The sequence below is a fragment of the Amycolatopsis sp. NPDC023774 genome (assembly GCF_040639695.1).
Taxonomy (GTDB): Bacteria; Actinomycetota; Actinomycetes; order Mycobacteriales; family Pseudonocardiaceae; genus Amycolatopsis.
In genome coordinates this window covers 165,969-185,779 of record NZ_JBFAAJ010000009.1, presented here as the reverse complement: position 1 = coordinate 185,779, position 19,811 = coordinate 165,969, and the positions used below count along the sequence as shown (strand labels likewise).

General features: G+C 70.7%; 22 protein-coding genes and 1 pseudogene. 7 read left to right on the top strand and 16 right to left on the bottom strand.

The features are described from left to right. Positions 1-2: 2 nt before the first annotated feature. Positions 3-1,190, bottom strand: coding sequence for an ABC transporter substrate-binding protein (locus AB0F91_RS21290; RefSeq protein WP_360599613.1), 1,188 nt, complete (start codon positions 1,188-1,190; stop codon positions 3-5). 246 nt (positions 1,191-1,436) lie between these two features. On the opposite strand from AB0F91_RS21290, the gene AB0F91_RS21285 reads away from it, so the two are divergent. After that, positions 1,437-2,231, top strand: coding sequence for an IclR family transcriptional regulator (locus tag AB0F91_RS21285; protein ID WP_360599611.1), 795 nt, complete (start codon positions 1,437-1,439; stop codon positions 2,229-2,231). Here the strand turns inward: AB0F91_RS21285 and AB0F91_RS21280 are convergent. The 10 genes from AB0F91_RS21280 to AB0F91_RS21235 form a co-directional block, all read right to left on the bottom strand. Further along, positions 2,228-2,944 carry a class II aldolase/adducin family protein gene (locus AB0F91_RS21280; protein ID WP_360599609.1) on the bottom strand — a complete coding sequence of 239 codons (717 nt, stop codon included), beginning with the start codon at positions 2,942-2,944 and terminating at the stop codon, positions 2,228-2,230. The genes AB0F91_RS21285 and AB0F91_RS21280 overlap by 4 nt on opposite strands. After that, positions 2,941-4,167: an FAD-dependent oxidoreductase gene (locus AB0F91_RS21275; protein ID WP_360599607.1), complete on the bottom strand. Its 1,227-nt coding sequence runs from the start codon at positions 4,165-4,167 to the stop codon at positions 2,941-2,943. The genes AB0F91_RS21280 and AB0F91_RS21275 overlap by 4 nt, the downstream gene beginning before the upstream one ends. Beyond that, positions 4,164-4,361, bottom strand: coding sequence for a ferredoxin (locus AB0F91_RS21270; protein WP_360599605.1), 198 nt, complete (start codon positions 4,359-4,361; stop codon positions 4,164-4,166). The genes AB0F91_RS21275 and AB0F91_RS21270 overlap by 4 nt, the downstream gene beginning before the upstream one ends. A gap of 20 nt (positions 4,362-4,381) precedes the next feature. Then, the gene (gene hcaB, locus AB0F91_RS21265) at positions 4,382-5,185 is read right to left on the bottom strand and encodes a 3-(cis-5,6-dihydroxycyclohexa-1,3-dien-1-yl)propanoate dehydrogenase (RefSeq protein ID WP_360599603.1); all 804 of its coding nucleotides are present in this window, start codon (positions 5,183-5,185) and stop codon (positions 4,382-4,384) included. After that, complete coding sequence (locus AB0F91_RS21260; protein ID WP_360599601.1) at positions 5,182-5,508, bottom strand: hypothetical protein; 327 nt, start codon at positions 5,506-5,508, stop codon at positions 5,182-5,184. The genes hcaB and AB0F91_RS21260 overlap by 4 nt, the downstream gene beginning before the upstream one ends. Then, a complete protein-coding gene (locus tag AB0F91_RS21255; protein WP_360599598.1) occupies positions 5,505-6,086 on the bottom strand; it encodes a 3-phenylpropionate/cinnamic acid dioxygenase subunit beta in 582 nt (193 codons plus the stop codon). The genes AB0F91_RS21260 and AB0F91_RS21255 overlap by 4 nt, the downstream gene beginning before the upstream one ends. Continuing rightward, complete coding sequence (locus AB0F91_RS21250) at positions 6,083-7,474, bottom strand: Rieske 2Fe-2S domain-containing protein (RefSeq protein ID WP_360599596.1); 1,392 nt, start codon at positions 7,472-7,474, stop codon at positions 6,083-6,085. The genes AB0F91_RS21255 and AB0F91_RS21250 overlap by 4 nt, the downstream gene beginning before the upstream one ends. A gap of 1,376 nt (positions 7,475-8,850) precedes the next feature. After that, entirely contained in the window at positions 8,851-9,699 is an 849-nt protein-coding gene (locus AB0F91_RS21245) for an NAD-dependent epimerase/dehydratase family protein (RefSeq protein WP_360599594.1), read from the bottom strand. Between the two features lie 100 nt (positions 9,700-9,799). Then, complete coding sequence (locus tag AB0F91_RS21240; RefSeq protein ID WP_360599592.1) at positions 9,800-10,711, bottom strand: alpha/beta fold hydrolase; 912 nt, start codon at positions 10,709-10,711, stop codon at positions 9,800-9,802. Positions 10,712-10,755: 44 nt separating this feature from the next. After that, positions 10,756-11,397 carry a hypothetical protein gene (locus AB0F91_RS21235; protein ID WP_360599590.1) on the bottom strand — a complete coding sequence of 214 codons (642 nt, stop codon included), beginning with the start codon at positions 11,395-11,397 and terminating at the stop codon, positions 10,756-10,758. A 150-nt stretch (positions 11,398-11,547) separates the two neighbouring features. Here AB0F91_RS21235 and AB0F91_RS21230 point away from each other — a divergent pair, with 150 nt between their 5' ends. Then, positions 11,548-12,774 carry a maleylpyruvate isomerase family mycothiol-dependent enzyme gene (locus AB0F91_RS21230; protein ID WP_360599587.1) on the top strand — a complete coding sequence of 409 codons (1,227 nt, stop codon included), beginning with the start codon at positions 11,548-11,550 and terminating at the stop codon, positions 12,772-12,774. 204 nt (positions 12,775-12,978) lie between these two features. After that, a complete protein-coding gene (locus AB0F91_RS21225) occupies positions 12,979-13,317 on the top strand; it encodes a hypothetical protein (RefSeq protein ID WP_360599585.1) in 339 nt (112 codons plus the stop codon). Positions 13,318-13,329: 12 nt separating this feature from the next. Here the strand turns inward: AB0F91_RS21225 and AB0F91_RS21220 are convergent, their stop codons facing one another. Together AB0F91_RS21220 and AB0F91_RS21215 are read right to left on the bottom strand one after the other, a co-directional pair. After that, complete coding sequence (locus tag AB0F91_RS21220; protein WP_360599583.1) at positions 13,330-14,544, bottom strand: MFS transporter; 1,215 nt, start codon at positions 14,542-14,544, stop codon at positions 13,330-13,332. A gap of 211 nt (positions 14,545-14,755) precedes the next feature. Next, the gene (locus tag AB0F91_RS21215) at positions 14,756-15,112 is read right to left on the bottom strand and encodes a hypothetical protein (protein WP_360599581.1); all 357 of its coding nucleotides are present in this window, start codon (positions 15,110-15,112) and stop codon (positions 14,756-14,758) included. A gap of 175 nt (positions 15,113-15,287) precedes the next feature. Between AB0F91_RS21215 and AB0F91_RS21210 the strand changes: the two genes are divergently transcribed. Continuing rightward, positions 15,288-15,446, top strand: coding sequence for a hypothetical protein (locus AB0F91_RS21210; protein ID WP_360599579.1), 159 nt, complete (start codon positions 15,288-15,290; stop codon positions 15,444-15,446). Between the two features lie 8 nt (positions 15,447-15,454). Here the strand turns inward: AB0F91_RS21210 and AB0F91_RS21205 are convergent, their stop codons facing one another. After that, complete coding sequence (locus AB0F91_RS21205) at positions 15,455-15,610, bottom strand: helix-turn-helix domain-containing protein (protein WP_360599577.1); 156 nt, start codon at positions 15,608-15,610, stop codon at positions 15,455-15,457. Between the two features lie 151 nt (positions 15,611-15,761). Between AB0F91_RS21205 and AB0F91_RS21200 the strand changes: the two genes are divergently transcribed. After that, the gene (locus AB0F91_RS21200) at positions 15,762-16,046 is read left to right on the top strand and encodes a hypothetical protein (protein ID WP_360599575.1); all 285 of its coding nucleotides are present in this window, start codon (positions 15,762-15,764) and stop codon (positions 16,044-16,046) included. 123 nt (positions 16,047-16,169) lie between these two features. Here AB0F91_RS21200 and AB0F91_RS21195 read toward each other — a convergent pair whose 3' ends face one another. Then, positions 16,170-16,304, bottom strand: a complete 135-nt coding sequence (locus AB0F91_RS21195; RefSeq protein WP_360599573.1) for a hypothetical protein — start codon at positions 16,302-16,304, stop codon at positions 16,170-16,172. Positions 16,305-17,762: 1,458 nt separating this feature from the next. Continuing rightward, positions 17,763-18,630: pseudogene (locus tag AB0F91_RS21190) on the bottom strand (alpha/beta fold hydrolase). An 84-nt stretch (positions 18,631-18,714) separates the two neighbouring features. Here AB0F91_RS21190 and AB0F91_RS21185 point away from each other — a divergent pair. Beyond that, positions 18,715-19,215: a CGNR zinc finger domain-containing protein gene (locus tag AB0F91_RS21185; RefSeq protein WP_360599571.1), complete on the top strand. Its 501-nt coding sequence runs from the start codon at positions 18,715-18,717 to the stop codon at positions 19,213-19,215. Between the two features lie 24 nt (positions 19,216-19,239). Continuing rightward, positions 19,240-19,806 carry a cupin domain-containing protein gene (locus tag AB0F91_RS21180; protein ID WP_360599569.1) on the top strand — a complete coding sequence of 189 codons (567 nt, stop codon included), beginning with the start codon at positions 19,240-19,242 and terminating at the stop codon, positions 19,804-19,806. Positions 19,807-19,811 lie beyond the last annotated feature (5 nt).

Here is a 19,811-nt window from a genome sequence, read left to right as displayed (position 1 = left end):
GCTCATCTCCCCACGAAGGTCAGCCGGCCACCGGTCGCGCGCACGATGCCGACGTCGTCGGCGCCGATCCCGCGGTGGTTGTCCCGGGCGAACGAATAAGTGCCGACGACACCCGAGACCCCACGCAGGCTCTCCAGTGCGTCACGGGCTCCGGCCACGTTGCCGTGCGCCTTCTCCAGTGCCTGCGCGACGAGCAGCACCCCGTCGTAGGCGACGCCGGGACCGAAGTCGGGGTCGGCGCCGTAGCGGGCGCGGAACTCGTCGTGGTAGCCGCGTTCCAGCTGTTGCACCTGGGTGCTGGTGTTCTGCTGCTGCCACCAGAAGTCGCGCGTCGCCGGGATGAGCAGCGTGTCCGGCGTGTAGTCGGCGATGCGGCGCAGGAACGCGTACGTGAGGTTGCCGTCGGTGGTCGCGACCGGAAGCTTGAGTCCCATCTGGTCGATGCCCTTGAACGCGACACCCGCGGCCGCGCCGCTGCTCCACACCACCAGCGCCTGCGGCTTGCCCGAGGTGGTGGCCTGCAGCTGCGACGTCACCGACACGGCGGTGGGGCTGTAGCTGGCCTGTCCCACCACGGAAACGCCGGTGTGCGCGGCGGCCGACTGGATCGCGTGCGCGCCGTCGAGGCCGCTCGCGTCGGTGGTGTAGATGAGCCCGACACGGGTGATGCTCTGGCTCTTCCAGTACGCCAGCAGCCGCTCGGCGAGCGTGTCGGTCGGCGCGCTGGCCGACCATTGGTACGAGCCCGGTTTCGGCTTCACCCCGGGGGAAAGGCAGTAGTCGATCAGCTGCGCGCTGGAGGCCAGCGGGATCACGGCCTGGCACGGACCCGACAGCGACGGCCCGACGAGCGCGTCGACGCTGCCGAGCATCTTGCGCGTCTGCAGCACGGCCTGCGCGGGATTGCTCTGGTCGTCGGCGGTGCGCAGCCGCAGGGGCTTGCCGTTGACGCCGCCGCGCGCGTTGATCTGGTCGACCGCCAGCTGCGCGCCTTGCAGCTCGCCGACGCCGAGCTGGCTGCCGGTGCCGGTCTGGCTGGTGATGAGGCCCAGGGTGTAGGCGGAGGCGTCCGAAGCGGCTGAGGCGGAGCAGCCGGCCGTGGCGAGTGCGAGAGCCGCGAACACGACGCCGAGGCGGCGCCGTGGCGGGGACGGTCTCGGCGGTGGGGAGAACTGAACAGCAATGGTCATGGTTCACCAGTCTTCTGCGATGAAGAAGTGGGCTCTGTCTAACAGAGGTTGACAAGCGGGTCAAGGCACAGGTTCGCCGTGCGTTCCCAGCGTTTCGAAACGGTTGCGGACCGCGTTTTCCGCAGCTCGCAAAGCCGAGTTGTTCTCGAGATCTTGACTGCGGGGCAGGGGTTCCCGGCACGGACCGCCCGCAGCGCGGCGATCACCGGGACCCGCCGGGTTCGCCGCTTGCCGTACGATTCTGCTATGAAGAAGCCCGCTCTCGACCCCTCCGACGCGCACTCGCCCGCACCGCAGTACCCGATCGACTCGGTCGACAAGGCGCTTCGGATTCTCCTGCTGCTGGGGGATCGCCCCGAGCTGCGGATGACGGACGTCGCCGAGTACCTGGGCGTCGCCTCCTCCACCGCGCACCGCCTGCTGGCGATGCTGCAGTACCGCGGTTTCATCCGGCAGGACGCGCGAACGAAGACCTACCGGCCGGGCACCTCGCTCACGGCCGTCGCCTTTGCGATCCTGCAGCGGTTCGACGTGCGCGAGACACTGCGGCCGTTCCTCGAGAAGCTCAACACCGAGTTCGCCGAGACCGTGCACCTCGCGATCCTCGACGGCACCACCGTGCGGTTCATCGAGGCCATCGAAAGCCCGCGCGCGGTCCGGGTGGCCTCGCGGCTGGGCCAGGCGATGCCCGCCAACTGCACCTCGACCGGCAAGGCGCTGCTCGCCGAGCTGTCCACCGAGGACCTGCACCGGATGTACCCGGACGAGGAGCTGGAGACCCTCACCCCCAACTCGATCAGCACTCGCGGCGAGCTGGAGCTCGAGATCGACAGCGTCCGCCGGCACGGATACGCGACCAGCAGCGAGGAGAGCGAGGAAGGTGTGGCGTCGGTCGCCGTCGCCTTCCCCGCCGGGAACCTCCCCGCACGGCTCGCGCTGAACGTCTCGCTGCCGGTCGGGCGGTTGTCGCGCGCCGAGGTCCGGCAGATCGGCGAACGTCTCAAGGAGACGGTCGCCGAAGCCACGCCGCTGCTGCATTAGCCGAGCCGGGCTAGCTCGTGGCGCCAGGCCACGCCCTCGTTGAAGGCCGGCCCCAGGTCGGGCAGCTCCGCCAAGTCCTCCGGCGGCAGGTCGGCGAGCCGGCCGCCGGCGCTCACCACGTCCAGCGCCATCCGCGCGAGCGTGTCCACGGACAGCGCGCGCAGCACCGCTTCCTGCACCGAGCCACCGCTGCTCGTGAGGCCGTGCCCGCGCAGCAGAACAACCGGCCGGCCGCCCATCGCCACCACCATTTCCTTCGCCAGCGTGCGGTTGCGGACCAGGACGCCACGCGGGTACACAGGCACACCGCCGGCCGCGAGCTTCGCGCCGGGAATGTCGTAGGCGCCCACGATGGGCCGGATCGCGAGCCCCGCCAGGTCCGCCGCGACGACCGAAGGCGGGTGCGCGTGCACCACGGCCTTCACCTCGGGATCGGTGCGCAGCACCTCGGTGTGCAGGGGCAGCTCGTTCGGGACCGACCAGCCGTCGAGCTCGCCGGCCGCCGCGGCCGCGCCGTCGAGGTCGACCAGCCGGATGTCCTCGGGTGTCGTCCACGCCAGCCCCCGCTCCTGGTTCCCGCGGCAGCGGACGAGCAGACGTTCGTCGTCGATGCGCAGGGAAACGTGGCCGAGGAACCCTTCCGCCAGCCCGCGGGCGGCGAGCACGCGGCAGGCGTCGGAGACGAGCCGCCGTTCCCGCTTGAACTCGGTCATGCCGCGCTCACCGGTGCGATCAGCTTGTCCAGCACGGAAAGTCCTTCCTCGTAGGGGGTTCCGGCGGTGATCAGCCGGCGCGCGGCGACGAGCAGCTTCGGCCAGTTCACCGTGACGGCCGCGGAAAGCCGGCCGGTTTCGTCGCGGTAGAGCGCCGCGAACCGCGGTGGGTCGACGGCGGGATCGCCCGCCAGCTCGAAGCCGGTCGCTCGGTTCGGCCGTCCGGCGATCTGGATCTTCCAGTCGTACTGGTCGCTCCACGCGTATTCGGTGGGCCGGTACTGCACCGGCTCCTCGGGGTGGACGACGTTGTGCGCCACGCACGCCGCCTGCTCGACCGCGTTGGTCCAGTGCTCGACGCGCACGTGCTCGCCGTGGCCGGCGTGAAACCAGCGGGCGACGTCGCCGACGCCGAAGATCTCCGGGTGCCCGGCGGCCCGGCAGAACTCGTCGCACACGAGTCCGTTGTCCAGCTCCAGCCCCGAATCGGCGAGCCACTCGACCGCCGGCACCGCGCCGATGCCGACGACCACCGTGCCCGCGGGCAGCACCGTCCCGTCGGTGAGCGTGATCTCCAGCGCGCCCACTCGGCCGGACACCGCCTTGACGCCGGTGCCGAACCGCGTCTCGACGCCGTGGCGCCGGTGCACGTCGCCGACCAGCCGGCCCACCTCGTCGCCGAGCACGCGCGCGATCGGCGCGGGCAGCGGGTCGACGACGGTGACCGCGCGGCCGGCGGCGTGAGCGGTGGCCGCGACCTCAGCGCCGATGAACCCGCCGCCGACGACCACGAGCGGCCCCGGTTCCGCGAGCGCGGCGCGCAGGCCCGTGCCGTCGGTGAAGGTCCGGAGCACGTGGACCCCGGATTCGGCGGCCCACGGCGACGGCCGCGCGGTGGCGCCGCTGGCGATCACCAGGGTGTCGTAGCCGAGGTTGGTCCCGTCGGCCAGCTTGACGGTGCGCGCGACCGGGTCGAGGCCGGTCGCGGCGACGCCGAGCCGCAGCTCGATGCGGTCGGCGGCGGCTTCCTCCTCCGTGAGCAGCGCGAGCCGGTCGTGTTCCCATGCACCGGCGAGGAACTGCTTGGACAGCGGCGGTTTGTCGTAGGGCAGGTGCGGCTCGGCTCCGACGAGGACGATCCGGCCGTCGTGACCCTGCGCCCGCAGCGCCTGCGCGGTGCGGACGCCACCCACCGACGCACCGACAATCACGACCGTGCTCATCCGTCGACCACCCCCAGTGCCTTGACCGGGCAGCTGCGCGCGGCCGCTTCGACGCGGGCGCGGTCGGCCTCGGGGATGGTTTCGGTCAGCAGGACGACTTTGCCGTCGTCGTCGATGTCGTAGACGTCGGCGGCGGTGGTGAGGCAGTTGCCGTATCCCTGGCAGAGGTCGGTGTCGGCGGTGAGCTTGGCCATCGGGTCTTTCCGTTTCGGGTTCAGGATCGTTTGCGGGGCGCGGAAACGCCGATGCCGCCGTCGGGGTGGACGGCCTGACCGGTGATGCCGCGAGCGCGGTCGGAGGCGAGGAACACGTAGCTCCACGCGTGGTCCTCGCCGCTGAGCGCCACGTGCAGCGGCACGCGGGCGGCGAGTTCCTCGGCCCGCCGCGGCGCGTCGCCGAGGCTGCGTTCGGCGGTGCCGAGGCTGGGCAGGCCGCGCAGGTCGGTGCCCAGGGTTCCGCCAGGGGCGACGGCGTTCACGCGGATCTCCGGCGCGAGATCGTGCGCGAGCGCGGTGACGAGCCCGCGCACCGCGAACTTCGACGACAGGTACAGCACGCCACCGCGGCCCGGGTAGTACGACGACGTCGACTCGGTCAGCAGCACCACGCCGTGACCCGAGCGCTTCAGCTCCGGCAGCGCGGCCTTCACCGAGTGGAGGTGGCTTTTGACGTTGGTGCGGAACATCTCGTCGAACGCGTCGTCGAGCACGTCGGCGTCGAGGTCCTCGATGCTGCGGTAGAAGTCGAAGACACCGACGCAGTTGACGAGCACGTCGAGACCGCCGAACGCGGTGACGGCGGCGGCGACCGCCGTGTCGTTGGCCGCTCGCGTGGTGGCGTCGCCGACCGTGACGGGCACGTCCGGCACCTCGGCTTCGAGGGCGGCCGCCTTGCCCGCGTCGCGTTCGAGCACGGCGACGCGGGCGCCTTCCGAGCGGAACGCGTCGACCACGGCCCGCCCGATGCCCGAACCGGCGCCGACGACGAGCGCGCGGCGGCCCTCCAGCCAGCCGGTCACGAGGCCTCCCCCGAGTCTGTGGATTCGGCCGCCACGAGCGGGCCGAAGGGGTGGCCGATCATGGCGGAGAACGTCTCGGTGTTCTGCCAGGTCAGCGCCTCCAGCTCCAGCGGGCACAACGACACCCACTGGCCTGACTTCGGCGACTCGATCAGCAGCCGGGCGCCGTTTCGCGTGTCGACCCGCCGCACCAGGATCTCGGCGAACTCGTTGCCGAGCCGGATCACCTCGCCCGTGGTGTGGGCGACCAGTTCGTCGTGTTCGGCGGCAGCCGCGGCCGCCGCGCGGGCGTCCTCGGCCTCGCCTTCCCAGGAGAGGTTCACAGGAAGATCGCCAGGTTCTGCATGCGGATCACCGAATCGTCGACGAGGATCGTGCGCCGCGCGAGCTGCCAGCCCTCGGGCGTGCGGCGCAGCAGGTCCTCACGGCCGGCCGAGACGATCGAGCCGGACAGCACGTCGCCGCGGCTGCGGAACAGCAGCGTCGCCGATTCGACGACGAGGTGGTTGTCGTCTTCGGTCGCGAAGGTGCGCACGTTGGACAGGTGGTGGCGCAGCCGTGAGGGCGGGTCCTCGGTCCAGGCGTGTTCGGTCATGAACCGCGCGACGCGCCGCGACAGCGAATACTTGTCCTCGTCGAAGTGCGCCATACCCGGCGCGGTGTCGAACCCCGCGCCGAGCGCGGTGGTCACGCGCACCGGCATGAGGTAGTGGATGTCCTCGGTGAGCGTGGTCAGCCACTGCTCGTAGTCCTGGGCGTCGAGCAGCCACGCTTCGTCGACGAGCCACTGGTGCGCCTGGAGGTGGCGGGCGTCGTCGAACGGCAGCGGCCGGCCGGTGCGCTGGACGCGGGACGCGTGGGCGCCGAGGACGGACCGGCTGGAGTGCGTTTCGGTGGTCATGCCTGCACCGCCTCGGCGGTCTCGGCCGGCGCGCCGACCTCGAGGGCCGTGGCCGATTTCGTCGGCTGTTCGAGGTAGTCGGCCCAGCGGTTGAGCAGCTCGCGCTGGTTGTACTCGCCGTAGCCGGTGTGTGCGACGCCCGGGCCGTGGAACTGCTCCGGGGTGAGCGCGGGGACGACCTCGGTGTCGTCTTCGAGGATCCCCATACGGCTGTTGAGCTTCAGGCGCCGCGCCATCGAGCCGGCGGCGGTGTTGGTGAGCGAGACCCAGTTCTCGACGTCGTCCTGCTCGAACATGCCGGTGGAGCCGAAGCACATGAGGTAAGCCTTGTAGGACAAGGCTTTGTACTCCGCGGGCGCCTCGGCGTCGACCGCGAACCAGGACAGCACCTCGGTCTCGTTCTCGCTGATCGGCTGCCACTGCCGGATGGAGATGAACGGCAGCACGTCGTCGGAATCCGCGACGCGCGGCCAGTTGTGCACGAACGACAGGTTCGGGAACACCGACGCGGCGGAGATCATGAAGCCGTCCTCGCCGATCACCTGCTGCTGGGCCTGGGAGAACGTGGTCTTCATGCGGTCGACCATCTCCTGCGGGTAGCCCACGTACCGCGTGCGCTCGTCGAACCCGCCCGGCGGCAGCTTGTAGGTGGTCCCGCCGCCGTTGCCGGCCCAGTAAGTGGCGCCGTCCTTGCGCTTCTCCGCCTTCGGCTCGCGGAACAGGCCGATCTCCACGACCGACGTGTGCGTCTGCGGCGTGTGGTACATGTCGCCGGCGAAGTTCTCCGCGCCGATCTTCCAGTTGGCCTTGACGCGCCAGCGCTGTGGGCCGCGCAGCTCGATGCCGCTGGGGCTCTGCTTGGTGTAGAAGTCCAGGTAGAAGCGAAAGTCGCCGAGGAAGTCCACCAGCGGCGGGGCTTCGGGGTCGAGCGAGATGAAGATCATCCCGTTGTAGGTGTCGAGGTTCGGCGCCGGCAGCAACCGCTGGCCCTTGCGCTTGAACCCGGCCTCACCGCCGTAGGCCTCCTGGTGGAACGGCAGCCCGACGATCCGGCCGTCGTTGCGGTAGGACCAGCCGTGGTAGGGGCAGCGGAAGTGCGAGGCGTTGCCCATCTCCGCACGGCAGACCTGCATCCCGCGGTGCAGACACATGTTGAAGTGCGCCCGGATCTCGCCCTTCTCGTCGCGCGTGACGATGAACGAGTCGTCCAGCACACGGCGCACCACGTAGTCGCCGGGCTTGGCGATCTCCGACTCGTGAGCCACGAACAGCCACGCCCGGCCGAAGACGCGCTCCCTCTCCAGCTCGAAGATCTCCCGGTCGTTGTAGATGTGCGCCGGGATCATCCCGCGCCGCACGTCGGACAGGGTGCCGGACTGATCCGTCATCGTCGACTCTCCTCAAACCGCGAACTCTGTAGAGCAGAACTAATCTCTGAACAGTAGAGCAGACGCAGAGATCGGGCGTCAATCGCCGGGTCGACCCCGATGTGCGAGCCGTAACACGCCGAAGAGCGCCGCCGAAGACAGCTCGGCGGCGCTCGCGGATGGGCGGGTCGGTTACTCGGGCTTGCGGGACCGGCTCGCGAAGAAGGCCAGGAGGTGTGCCACGAACCACTGCGCGTGCTCGATGTCGGACAGGTGGCCGCGTTCGGCGTACCCGCGCAGCTGGGCGTCGGGGATGCGCGCTCGTCCGCGTACCCGGGCTCACGCAGGGGTCCTCGGCGCCGGCGATCACGAGCATCGGCACTCGGAAGCGTTCGCAGGCGATCGGGTCCTGCTTGCCGAAGCGCTCGCCGCCGTGGTCCGGCGCCAGCGGCTTCGGCGGCCGCAGCCGAGTGGACGCGGCGCACTCCCACGCGCCGGGCTCGAGGCTCATCCGGTGCCGTCGGCGCACGTACCCGGGATCGTCGGCCCAGCGGCCGGAGTACCTCGCCGTGCGCAGGACCTTCGCCATCCCGTCCTCGGTGAGGTCGTCCTCTGGATGGTGGCGCGGGCGTCGTTGAACGATGGTGCGGACGCCCAGCGGTCGACGCTGGACCGGGTGGAGTTCGTGCGGGGGGTCGATCGCCGGGGAGCAGGCGCTGGGGTGGTCTTGCGAATGGCACTGGAGTGTGAGCCCCCGCCGGCGTGAGATCCGGGTCCGTCGCGTGCTCGCCACGTACACCCGGACCGCGGCCTCCACCGCCGCCGGCAACCCGGTCCGGGCCGTCCGGCCGCGCGGAGGTGCGGAGGTGGGAGGTGCGGCTGGGACCGGCGATGGAGTCGCTGCGCCGGGCGCCCGGAGCCACGATCGGCAGCGTTGCGTTCGCGAGCGGGTTTCGGTCGGCGACGAGTTTCGGGGCGGCCGTCCAAGCAGCGCTCCGGGATGACGCCGGGTGAGCCGCGCGAGCACGGTCGGCACAAGGTTCACCGAACTGATCGAAAACGCAGTGACTTGGGTCGGGTCGCGGCTGCACGCAACGGCATCGGACCAGAACTCGACCAGCTGCTGCTCCCCCGCCCGCTGCACGACCGCGCCCCCGCGGAACCCCCGCCGGCTCGGCGAACCGGACACGCAACGCACCGTGGTTGTCCCGCACGTACGCGCCCCAGGGCCCCGTCGGATCCTCCACCGGCGACCGCGTCCGTCTCCTGCACCTCGTACGACCCCACGGCCCTGCCCACCTCCGGTATCCCCGTCGACGCGTTCGGCCCAGGCCCAGCCGATCACGTTGTGCCCGGCGGTGGTCCCGCCGCGCAAGAACACCGCCGGGTCGCGGGGATCAGCCCTGGGCGAAGACCGCCAGCGGGTCGGTGTGCCGCGGCTGCCAGCCCAGCTCACGCTGGGCCTTGGCGGGCGTGAGCTGCTGGTCGAGGGCGAACGCGTCAGCGATCGGGCCCATCTCGGCCTGTGCCTGTTCCAGCGAGATCGACGTGGTCTTGCCCGCAAGGCCCGCGGCGTGGGCGCACGCCTCGGCGACCTGCTTCGCGGTCGGGTTGACCCCGCCGACGCCCACGTAGACCGAGCCGGCTGGCGCGGAGAGGGCGGCAACGTAGAGCGGGGCGAGGTCGTCGATGTGGACGAGCGCCCAGTGGTTGGCGCCGTCGCCGATGTAGGGGATGGCGCCGTTCTTCTTGCCCGGCTGGACGAAGAAGATGTCGATCAGGCGGTTGTCACCGCCGTAGAGCAGGCCGGGCTGCACGATCACGGGGCGCCCGCCGTGGGCCAGCACTGCGTCCTCCACCGGCTTGCGCCACGCGACCGCGGCGGGCGGGTTCCAGGGCGCGGTCTCGTCGACGACGCCGTCGGTGTCGCCGTAGACCCAGGTGCCGCCGGTGTGCACGTAGGCGCCGGCGCCGACGCCGTCCTGCATCGCCGTGGCCGCCGCGAGGTCCTCGTCGCCGGATTCGGCCTGCGCAAGGTGGATCACGGCCTCGGCTCGGGCCGCGGAGTCCTTCAGCACGGCCAGATCGGTGAGGCCGCCGCGGACGGCCGTGGCGCCGGCCGCCACGACGGCCGCCTCCGCACGGTCACTGCGGGCGAGCGCCTCGACGGTGTACCCCTGCTTCACCAGCTCGGCGATCGTGGCCTGTCCGATGTAGCCGGATCCGCCGGTCAAGAAGACCCTCATGACAACTCCCTTTTGCTTACTCTGGATACAGAACAACTGTGCGTCCGGGCCGGGGCGTACGTCCAAGACCTCTTCCGGTCGCTGTGATACCTTCCGGACATCACCGCGCGGCGAGGTGGCGAGCGAACCAGTCCCGTGCCGCCTGCGAAGCGACCTTGAAGCCCTCGCCCGTGTACGCGTCGAAATGGCCGCCCGGCAGGAAAACGATGTCCTTCGGCTCGGCCGCGCTGCAGTACGCGACCGCCGCGAGGTTGCCGCCCGTCAGGCCGTCCTCGCTGCCGACGATCATCAGCAACGGCGTCGGCGTGACCTCCGGCAGGTACTTCGCCGGCTCGTAGCAGTAGAAGTTGTCGAGGCTGCGCAGCGTGACCTCGTTGGGCCAGCTGGGATCCAGCTCGGCCCGCGCGTGCGTGAACCACTCGTACGAGTCCCGCGTCGGCAGCCCGACGAGCTGACCCGGGTCGGTGCCGATGACCGGGATCGTCGCGGCGGCTTCCCCGCGAGCACGGGCCCGGCGGTCGGCCGTGAACACGTCCGGCCCGACGACCTGGTTGTCGACCCGCGCGAGGTTCGCGTAGGTCGCGCGGCCGCTGACGAACGGCGCCTGCGTCACCACGGCCTTCACGCGCCGGTCCATCGCCGCGACGACATAGGCGTGCGCGCCGGAGAAGCTGGTGCCCCACACGCCCACGCGATCCGGGTCCACCTCGGGCCGGTTCTGCGCATGGGTGATGGCGTGCCGGTAGTCGCCGACCTGGACCCAGGGGTCGATCTCGTGCCGGGGCTGGCCCGGGGCCGCTTCCGAATCACCCCAGCCGCGGTTGTCGTACAGCAGCACCGACAGGCCGCCGGCGGCGAAGACCTCGGCGAACCGGTCCAGGTACATGCGCTTGGTCGAGCTCCAGCCGTGGGCCATGACCACACACGGCGCGGGCCCGGTGACACCTTCGGCCTCGTAGAACCAGCCGCGCAGCAACGCTCCTTCGGCATCGAACTCGATGTCGTGACGCATGGGTGCCTCCTCGAACACTGATGACTTGAGAAAAGCCTTGATGGTCAACGGATCTGCTCGCCGACGAAAGCTGCGATGTCCTCGATCTCCCGGCCCCGGACGTCGTGGCCCAGACGGGAGTAGACGTGGCTCTCGACGGTGGAGTGCCCAGCCAGCCACCGCTCCGTCCGGGCGAGCGCGGCGGCCGGAATGACACCGTCCTCCCGGCCCCGGCCCCAGAAGACGGGCGGTCGGGTGGTGCTCAGGACGTCGTCGCCGGGCTGCTCGTCGCGCACGACGAAACCCGCCAGGTTCACGCCGTACGCGAAGCGCCCAGGCGCGTGCCGCATCAGCTGGTGGACCATGGCGCCGCCCTGGGAGAAGCCGAGCAGCCCGATCGACGGCGCGTCGATCGTCTCCAGCCACGCCAGGACATCGAGCGTCGCCGCGTTGGCCACGCGAGGCTGAGGATCACCGATCGGGTTGCCCCGGCTGGGAAACCACGCGTAACCGCCGGCCTCCGGAATGCGGGCCCGCACGGACGCGACCACGACCTCCGCCGGCAGCTGCGGCGTGATCAGCCGGTGCAGGTGCGTCTCGTCGTAGCTCCAACCGTGCAGCATCACCAGCAACGGCCGCGAGCCGCGCGCACTCTCCACTTCGGACCACAGCACCGCACCGCGGTCCATCCCGGGTTCCCTGCTCATCTCGCTCCCGTCGTCGATCACCTCGACTGTGCGCCGGGCGCGCGAGCCGCGTCCAAGACCTGTTCCGCGCGCTGTGATACCTCGCGGGTACCACCGCAGGTCCGTGGGCTTGAAATTCACCGCCGGCGACTGACACTGAGTGGGCGGCAGGTGACCGCGGCGACGGGACTGTCCACGTCGAGCCTCTACAACTCGTTCGGCACGAAGATCGAGACCTACCCCGAAGCCGTCGACGAGTACCTCGTGCGCATGCAGGACGTCCTCGCGCCGCTGCACCAGGGCGAGCGCGGCAGCGAAGACGTGCTCGAAGCGTGGTCCCTCCTGGCATCCGTCCCGACGGGCACCGGCGTCGACCGGTCGTTCTCGCACCTGCTCAGCGCGGTCGCCGACCCCGCCTCGCGAGGCGCGTGGCCGCGGGTGAAGGTGTGCGATAACGACACCTGCTACACGGCGTTCTTCGACAAGACGCGCAACTCCTCGGCGGCTGTTCTGCAGCACGACCCGCAGCGGCCAGATGGTGACGCGCGCGTACCGCGGGCGGAAAAGGAGGGGCCACCCGGTGCTCAGCGGAACACCGCCGTCCGTTCGGGAGTTGAGCGTGGCATGAGCCAACTCGTGGACCGCACGATCACCGCCCTGCGCACCGAGCACGACACGCTCGCCGCCCTCGTCCGCACCCTCACCGACGAGCAGCTGGCCACCACCAGCGGCGCCGCCGAATGGACCGTCGCGCAAGCCCTGTCCCACCTCGGCAGTGGCGCCGAGATCGGCCGCGCGCCGATCGCGCGGGCCGCTGGCGAGACCGTGGCGGCCGAGGACAACCCGACGATCTGGGCCCGCTGGGACGCTTCGGCGCCGCGCGCACAGGCCGAAGGTTTCCTGGCGCACAATGCCCGCTGGCTCGAGGCCGTCGAAGTCCTCACGCCCGACCAGCGCTCGTCGCTGATCGTCGACCTCGGCTTCCTGCCCGAGCCGGTCTCGCTGCTGACCGCCCTGGGCATGCGCCTCAACGAGGTGGCCAACCACTCGTGGGACGTGCGGGTGGCCTTCGACCCCCACGCCGGTGTGGCGGCCTCCTCGGCCGAGGTGCTTGTCGAGCTCTTGGCCGGCCCGGTCGGCTTCATGCTGAACTTCCTCGCGAAGCCGGCCGAGCTCGGGAAGCCGGCGTCCGTCGCCATCCCGGGCGCCGGCCTGGTGATCGACGAAGCCGTCACCGTGGTCGACCACCTCGAGTCGCCTTCGGCCACGTTCAACGGTCCGGCCGAAGCGTTCGTCCGTCTGGTCAGCGGCAGGCTCAAGGCCCCGTACGACCACGGCGTGACCGTCGACGGCGCCCTCTCGCTCGACGACCTGCGCCGGGTGTTCCCCGGGTTCTGACCCAAGCGTCAGCGGGCTGACCGGTTTCGCGCACGGTCAGCCCGTTTTCTGTCCCTCCGGCGGCAACCTGCGCACCTGAGCGGTTCTGGGGTTGTGCGGTCTGCCGCACGAGGTGCGCGAATTCGCACGGGTGCTGGTGGCGTTGCGACAAAGTGTGATCGGTTGAGGACAGTGGCAGTCGACGAACCACCGACGATCCGCGTCTTGCGGTGGGGATCGTGGCTGCAGGTCCCCGCCGCCCTGGTCGCGGCGGGCTACGGGGTGGCCGAGCTCGGGGGACAGCAGCGGTTGGTGGAGCGCGTTCCTCGTCGCGGGCGGCGTGCTCGACGTGGTCGGCGCGGCGACGTTCGCGGCGTGCGCTGTCGCACCGGCGGGGGTGGGCGGTGGGTTCTGCGCGCGATGACCGCGGTCGCGTGGCTGATCGCGATCGAGGGAATCGTGCTGATGCTCAACGGGCACTTCTTCGCCACCTCGTCGTTGCTGCTCGCGGCGGCACAGCTACGTGTGGCGAGACACGACGCCGAGGAGTGGTTCGACGCCTGAGCCGTCCGGCGATCACGTCCGCTCGGCGACTCTTCGCACCCGGTGCGCCGTTCTCGGGATCCACGCCCACAGCGCCCCGGCCGCGGCGAAGCCGACCAGTCCACTGGCGACGATCCCCAGCCCGAGCCCGGCCAGCGCGGTCACCCCGGCCAGCAGCAGCGGGCCGAGGCCGGAACCGACGTCGGCCAGCTCGTTCCAGATGCCGATGTGCGTCGGGCGGCCGAGGGTCGGTGAGACGTCGGCGCCGAGCGTCATCACGATGCCCGAACCGAGGCCGTTGCCGAACCCCATCACCATCGCCACGAGGGCAAGCAGAACCGGCCCGTGCGTCAACGGCATGAGGACGAAGGAAGCACCGAGCACGAACGTGCAAGGCACCGCGACCCACCGCCGGCCGCGGCGGTCCATCACCTTGCCCGCCGGGTAGAAGACCAGCGCGTCGATCGCGCCGGCGAACCCGTAGATCACCGAGCTGACCGTGGGCGACAGGCCGAGGTGGGCCGCCCACAGGGGAACGACGGTCTGGCGCGTCTGCCGGATCCCCGACAGCAGCAGGATGCCGACGCCGAGCGTCGCGTACACCCGCCACTTCTGCTTGACCATCCCCCACGTCGTGATCGCCGCCGCGGCCACGCGCTGTTCCTCGATCGTCTCCAGATCCGGCACGCGGTACACCACGATCCCGGCGGCGAGCACCGCGACGAGGCTCAGGTAGTACGCGCCGGCCTGGCCCCAGACCTGCATCGCCGCGGCTCCGGCGAACGGACCCAGAAACAGCCCGACGCGCATCGTCCCGCCGAGCGTCGACAACGCCCGCGCCCGCATGTGCAGCGGCACCGCTTCGGTCAGGTACGACTGGCGCGCAAGGCTGTACACCGCGCTCGCGGCGCCGATCAGCAGCACGCCGGCGCCGTAGACGACCAGCGCTGCCTGCCCCGAACCGATGTCGACCAGGCACAGCACGAGCCCGACGGCCGTGGCCCCGGCCGCCACCAGCATCGACTTCCGCTCACCGACCCGGGTGGCGAGGACGCCCGCCGGGATGTTCGTGATCAGCGAGCCGATGCCGAGCAACGCCCCGATCAACGCCGCCACCGACGTCGTGGCCCCGCGGTCGATCGCGCTCAGCGCCACGACCGGCAGCATCGACCCCTCCGCCAGCCCGAACAACGCGGCGGGCCCGTACACCGCGACGGCCACCGACCGCAGCCGGAACTCCTCAGCCATGCCCGGCCACCGCCGCGATCAACAGGTCCCGGTCACGGCCAGGACCGTTCGCCCTGCGAGCGCGAAAGTGCCACAGAGCGACACGACTCGGTATTTCGGCGGCGAGAATTCCTGTGCTCACCAGCCGATCTTCGCAAGCCCGGCCCGCTCACCGGCCCGCTCGTGGCGAGTCCCACACCGGTCGCGAACCGCGTGGAGGACAACTTCCGCCTCAGAACCACACAATTCTCCTCGAACGGACTTTCCGCCTGGTCGGCGCCCTCACCGGCCCCGCGCACCGCCACGCCGCCGAGGACGAGAGGAGCGGACGGGGCCGGCAGAACTCGTGGATGTCCACAATGGCCTCGGCGGACGGCCGCGGTGCTTCCCGGGGAACGTTGTGGCCGATCCCGGTGCAGGTCCGCTGTTCGTCCTTGCCGGTGAACTTGTCGCGGTAGGCCTTGCTGTGGGCCGGGCGCTTTCGAAGTCGCTGCCGATCGTGATCGTCGGGACGCCGATCTTCGGCGCCGTAGGTCGCGTCGTCGAAGATCCACTTCGGCCGGCGGTGCCAGGGGCTGTTTGCCGGCATCCAGCTTGTTGGTGCCGGAGCCGTTCACCGCCACCACCGCCTTGACCCGCTCCGGCCACGGGGCCGCGATGACGTCGGCGGTGCGCACTCCCTGTCGTCCCTGCTCGCCGCGGCCGGGTACCACGCCTCCGCGCGGTTCCTGCGCGGCTACGGTCCGACGACATTCCGGTCGAAAGTGACCGTCCGCAATGGACAGCAGGCGGCCGTCGCGCTCGACATCGTGACCATGATGGACGCCCGGTACCTCGACGAGGTGATCCTCGGCGACTACGCGGTCGCCGTAGTGATGCCGGGCTCGGGCCTGAAATATCAGTCGGTGGACCGGTGGGAGTAGCAATGGCCTCAGCGTCGTCCGGCGAACCGTCCCCGGCTCACACCCAGCATCCGGTTGAAGTGCCGGGTCAAGTGCGACTGGTCGTAGAACCCGACCTCGGTGGCGACCGCCGCGGCCGGCACGCCGGCCAGCAGCAGCCGCCGCGCCAGCTGCGCCGTGCCCACCACCCTCCCCGTCGGCCGCCTCGGGGACATCTCGGGCCGCGCTCCTGGCCACAGCGACGGCGAACTGCTTCGTCTCCCGAGCGCCCGGAACGTAACGAAGGAGACGAATGCCGCGATCGAGTGATCGTCCCGCGGATCCGAGGAGCAGTCTGTGTCACCACGCGCCATCGTCGCCATCACCAGCACCGCGGCTATCGTCGTCGGGGTGTTCCTCGCGGTCCGCGGCCTCACCGGAGGCCCGGACTTCGTGACCCCGTCCGGCGCGGCGTGTGACCCCGCGATCGCCTGGCAGGACTACTCCTTCGGCGACTGCTTGCCCGTGGAACGGCACAGCCCCACGTTTGCCCTACTCCTCGCACACGTCGGGCTTCTCGGACTTATCCACGCGCGCCTGATCATGACGCGGACGCCGAAGAGGAAGCTCAGCGTGCGGTGACGCGCTCCAGGAAGCCGACCTCTGCGGCGTCCCGTGTCGGCGAAGCTTGCGCCGCCCTCGTAGACGTCGCACTGACCGCCCGGCACACGGTGCAGAACAGGTTGGCCGGGACCAGCCGCGCGGCTATCTTGGTTCGTCACCCGCCGCCCACTCGCCTGCGATGCCCGGCTTGTCGAGGTCGGCCCATTCGGCGGCCGGCGTCGAGATCATGCTCCACCGGTAGCCCGGCGGAGAAGACAGAAGGTCAGCGATTGCCACGCGTCTCGGTGGACAACGCGCAGCGATCCCTCGCCACCACGGCCTGCTCACCGTCGGGCGGTCCGTCGCCGATGGCGCCGGCACCCCGCGTGTGATGACGGACGAACAAGCGACGCCGGCCCACCGCCAGTTCGACAGCGCCAACATGGCACGCCACAGCTTCGCCATCATGGCGGAGGTCGTGGTGGAAACCGAACCCGACGCGCTCCACTGACCGCCTTTGACCTGGCTTGGCCGCAGTCACAGCAGTCGCCGGAGCGCGTTCGTTCGCCGCGACCGGTGAATGGGCTGCCGACGCCCCACGCCACGTACTGGCCCTGCTCGACACCAGTCTTGACCCGCGTCAGGGCCGACTCCATCGCCCTTGACGAAGCCACGGTGCGTCGAGTCGCCAGCCGCCTCAACGGCGCGAAATCCTCGACGAGCTGATCAGCACCTGGCTCCCCGCACGACACCCCACAGCCCCAGATCCGACACACTGCCCGCCGCGATCACGGTCGATGGCAAATCCCCGCGCGGGACCTTCGGCCGCGCCGGCGTGCACCTGCTCGCCGCCATCACCCACGAGAACGCCAACGTGCTGGGTCAACGCCGAGTCCCGCCCGGGGCCAGTGAGAGCACGTGGTTCCCACAACCGCTCGACACCCTCGACCTGGCCGGGAAAGTGATCACAGCCGGCGCCTTGCACACCACCGCCGAGCACGCCCGCGTCCGCACTTCCGCGGCGCGTACTACGTGTTCACCGTCAAGCAGAACCAGCACCGCCTCCGCGGCCTGCTCGACACCCTGCCGGGCACGACCTCCCGCCCACATCACCGAGGACCGCCGACACGACCGCAGCGAACGACACACCACCCAGATGACACCCCTCGGTGAGTACCTCGGCTACCCACGACCGATTTTCCGCACGCCACCCCCGCGTTCCTCGTCGAGCGCCACACCGCCCACCACACCAGCCGACGCCGCGCCCGCATACGCCGCCTCGAGAACAAACTTCACTGCGTCCGCGATGTCACGTTCACCGAAGACGCATCCCCATCCCGCACCGGTACCGCCCCCGCGTCGTACTCAGCTTGCGCGACGTCCCCACCAGCGCACTACGCACAGCCGCACACACCGACATCGCCGCCGGAATACGCCACCTGACCCGAGACACCAACCGACGACTCCCCTGCTCGGGATCCCCCTGAACACCACAAACGACTCTGCCGGAAGCCTGCCTCGGGAGGGCGGGGGCTGTCTTTCCGGCGGGGTGTTCTGCCTACGACTGGGCAAAGTTCCTTGTGGGTAAAGGCTTCGGCGCACAAGCCGACGCGGGCCGGCGGCCGGAGCGCGGGCTCCGGGCGCAGGCCCGCCGGGGCCGCGGGCCCTGCGCGACGGGGATGGCGTCGCGAAAGGCCGGGCCGCCCTGGAAGAAAGCCGGTGGCGGCGGGAGAAATCGCCCGCCGCAGGGCAAACTCAGCGCGACGAAGGCACCCGGCCCAGGAAGTCGCGGATGCGGGCAGCGACCTCGTCTCCCGCGCTTTCCAGGAGGAAGTGGCCGCCGTCGAGGAGGTGGATCTCGGCGTTGGGCACGTCGGCGGCGAAGGCGGTGGCGCCGTCCGGGCCGAAGATCGGGTCGTTCTTGCCCCAGACCGCGAGGACGGGCGGCTGGGTCTTGCGCAGGTACTCGTGCAGCGCGGGGTACAGCGGCGAGTTGGTGGCGTAGTCGCGGAACAGCGCGAGCTGGATCTCGTCGTTTCCCGGGCGCGAAAGCAGGGCGAAGTCGTGGTTCCAGGTGTCGGGGCTGACGAGGGTCTCGTCGGGGACGCCGGTGACGTACTGCCACTTCGTCAGGTCGAGGCTGAGCGCGCCGCGGATACCGGCCTCGGTTTCGGCGTTCTGCTCGGCCTGGTAGTCCCACACGACCTTCCAGAAACCCTCGACGAAACCGGCGTCGTAGCCGTTGCCGTTCTGGGTGATGATCGCGGTGATGGCGTCGGGGTCCGCGAGCGCGAGGCGCCAGCCGATGGGGGCGCCGTAGTCCTGCACGTAGATCGCGTAGCGGGTGACGTCGAGCTGGCGCAGCAGGCCGGCCGTGAGGTCCGTCAGCGCGTCGAAGGTGTAGTCGAACTCGTCGGCCGAGGGCGCACAGGCCGAATCCGAGGTGGTCGGGCGCGATCACGTGGTAGCGGCCGGCCAGCGCCGGGATCAGGTTCCGGAACATGAACGAGCTGGTCGGGAAGCCGTGCAGCAGCACGACCACGGGGGCGTCGGCGGGCCCGGCCTCGCGGTAGAAGAGCTGCCGGCCGTCGACAGTGGCGTAACGGTGGTGAACAGCGGTCATGATGCCTAACTCCTATCTCACCTTTTGTTGGTTAGGACCTCTGCCTAACTTGTCAACCCCGAGTTTGCCGGTTAGCCTGTACTCGTGACCGACGAGAAGCTGCTGCTCGACCTGCTGAACACCACCCCGGTGCTCGACGGGGCGCCGCACGACGAGCTCGCCGACGCCGACCTGGGCCGCGAGTGGCTCGCCGCCCACGGGCAGCCGACGTCCACGCAGGAGTGGCGCGCGCTGGTCGACGTGCGCGCGGCGCTGCAGGACGTCGTGCGCGGCGACGCGCAGCCGGAAGCCTTGGCCCCCTTCGTCGAGGGCCTGAGCTACCGCGCGGTCTTCGACGACGGCGGCATCAGGTGGGACCTCGATACCGCGTCCGGCCGCGCGGCCGCCTCGCGCGCGGTGCTGGCCTGGGACACGCTGCGCCACGCGAGCCCGGGTCGGCTGCGGCCGTGCGCGAACCCGGAGTGCCGGCTGTTCCTCATCGACCACAGCAAGCCGAACACCGCCCGCTGGTGCTCGATGGCCGTGTGCGGCAACCGCATGAAGGCCCGCCGTCACTACCAGCGCACCCGTCAGGCCGGCGCGTGAGCGGCCGCCACGTGGTGTCCGACCATGGGTGACGGCAGCGACATCGAGGGCCTGGTCGCGCGCAAACTCCAGCAGCTGCACACGGATCGCGGCCGCACGCTCACCCACCTCGCGGAGCTCACGGGGATCTCCGTCGCCCACCTGTCGCGCTTCGAGCGCGGGGAACGGCAGCCCTCGATCGGCAGCCTCCTGCAGCTCGCGCGCACGTACGGCATCTCGATCGGCAAGCTGGCGGCCGACCAGCCCGACGAGGACTACGACCTCGTCCGCGCCGGCCACGGCGTGGCGCACGAGAACTCCGAGGGGCGCTACGAAGTGCGCGCCACCCTCGCGGTGGTCGGGCTCGAACCGCCGCCCGGCACCAAAACCGGCGCGGCGCACCACACCGGCGAGGAATGGCGCCACCTCCGCCGCGGCGCCGTCGTGCTGCTCCCGGGCGACGAGGAGATCGCGCTCAAGGCGGGCGACTCCATCCAGCTCGACTCCGGTCGCACGCACCGGCCGCACAACACATCCACCCGCGCCGCGCGGGTGCTCGCGTCGACCACTTCGGCCGTCCACCATCCCGTGTCCGGTCCCGATCACCCCTGAGGAGG